The 1906-nt window shown below is 40.2% G+C and carries 1 protein-coding gene; it reads right to left on the bottom strand.

Annotated elements, in window-relative coordinates; translation table 11 throughout:
- Positions 1-81: 81 nt before the first annotated feature.
- On the bottom strand, positions 82-1314 hold the full coding sequence (gene ltrA / locus NJT12_RS24755) for a group II intron reverse transcriptase/maturase (protein WP_271338779.1): 1233 nt from the start codon (positions 1312-1314) through the stop codon (positions 82-84).
- Positions 1315-1906 lie beyond the last annotated feature (592 nt).

Here is a 1906-nt window from a genome sequence, read left to right as displayed (position 1 = left end):
CAATCGGATAGGAACCTAGGGATTAGTTCCCTAGGTGACCTTCCACACCACCTGGCATACGGATCCGTACCAAGGCGGTTCTTAATTTACGATACATTTTAGGTACATGTCAGTCAGGAACGTATATCCTGCTTTGCTTAGTGTTCGTGTTGATAGAGTTGTTTGTAGAATTGGACTCAGCGCAGTTCGACAATATCCCTTTCGAGTATTAGCCCATTGATAAGCCTGATTGTCTTTAACTCCAATCTTTCGAAGATTGTTGTATTTAGTACTTATCTTCTTCCAGCTTTTCCATATCAACATTCGTATTCTAAATCGAAGCCATTCATCTATACGTTTAATCTTGCCTGACATATCGGCTAGTTTAAAATAGGATACCCAACCCTGCAAGTAATATCGTAAGAGTTCTTTGGTCTTTTGATACCCCATACCATTACTGCGGTTAGTAATTTCCTTTAACCTGTCTTTGAGTTTACTATAACTCTTTGGATGTACACATAGCCCCCATTTCCCTTTACTTTTGTTATAGAAGCTATATCCAAGGAATTTCTTTCCTTTTATATACCCAACCGTAGTTTTCTCCTTGTTTACCCTTAAGTATAATACGCTTTCAATAAACGCAGTTATACTTTCTTTGACACCAAGACATGCTCTCTTGCTTTTACAGAAGATTAAGCAATCATCTGCATAACGTACAAATCGATGTCCGCGTCTAGCCAGCTCTTTATCCAATTCGTGAAGCATTATATTGCTCAACAATGGACTTAATGGACCGCCTTGAGGAACACCCAGTACACTTTCTTCGAATTTGTTCCCCACAACAACACCAGCTCTGAGATATTTATGGATAAGTGATATCACTCGTGGGTCTTTGACTTTCTTTGATAGTAGTTCTATAAGCCTACTGTGATTCACAGTGTCAAAGAATTTCTCTAAGTCTAGATCCACTACATAACTGTACTTATCATTGAGGTGATTTTCTACTTCTTTCAAAGCAGTATGGCACCCTCTTTTAGGTCTAAAGCCATGGCTGCTTGTAAGGAATTCTTGTTCGTAAATAGGGGTTAGGATTTGGGCAATACTTTGTTGGACTAGGCGGTCTACAACACTAGGGATACCAAGTGACCTTGTTTTACCTCCCTCTTTAGGTATCTCAACTCTTCGAACGGCCTGAGGTTTGTATTTCCCGTTCTCTAGCGATTCAATCAACGACTCTTTATGTTCTAAGAGCCATTCTAATAAATTCTCAGTGGACAACTTGTCTATTCCAAAACTTCCTTTATTGGATCTGACTCTTTTATAAGCCAGATTCATATTGGGGGAACTTAGGATTAGCTCTAAGAGTTTCCCCTGACCTAAATGTACTTCTGTGAGGTTGTTTTCAGCTATCCCAATAAAGGTCTGCACTCCCTGGTAGCTGTCGGATTCCGTCCTATCCTTCCCAAGACAGTTATCAAAATTCTTTGATATTTTCTGCATTCGTTCCTTCATGGGTAACATTCATTTACTACTCACTTAATTAAGTTCAGTCCTTCAGTACTCATTTCCAGTACCTACTATGACCTCTGCTGACTTCTTATAGCAATTGTTAATCCATAGTGCTGTAAAAAAAAACTTCCCTATGTCTATAAGACCTCCCCAGGTAAGAACGATAACTTTCCTCTCATATGCCTGCTATATTTACCATCATGCTTCCGTACAGTTTGGGACTTCAGTTTGGCTTGCAACTTTATCCAACATTTCTGGCCTTGTATATAGTTTCTCTCCGTCAGGCCAAGAGTTTGCCTATTGCTTCCTTCAGATTCCACCTCGCGATGGACACCCTTGCATTCAGCTAACACTTCCCACTGTAAAGGTGTGTTCGGGACTTACACCCTAGAGTTATCGCCCATGCTGGGCACACAAG

The organism is Flavobacterium azizsancarii, assembly GCF_027980145.1.
GTDB lineage: Bacteria > Bacteroidota > Bacteroidia > Flavobacteriales > Flavobacteriaceae > Flavobacterium > Flavobacterium azizsancarii.
This window is presented reverse-complemented; position numbering and strand designations above follow the sequence as displayed.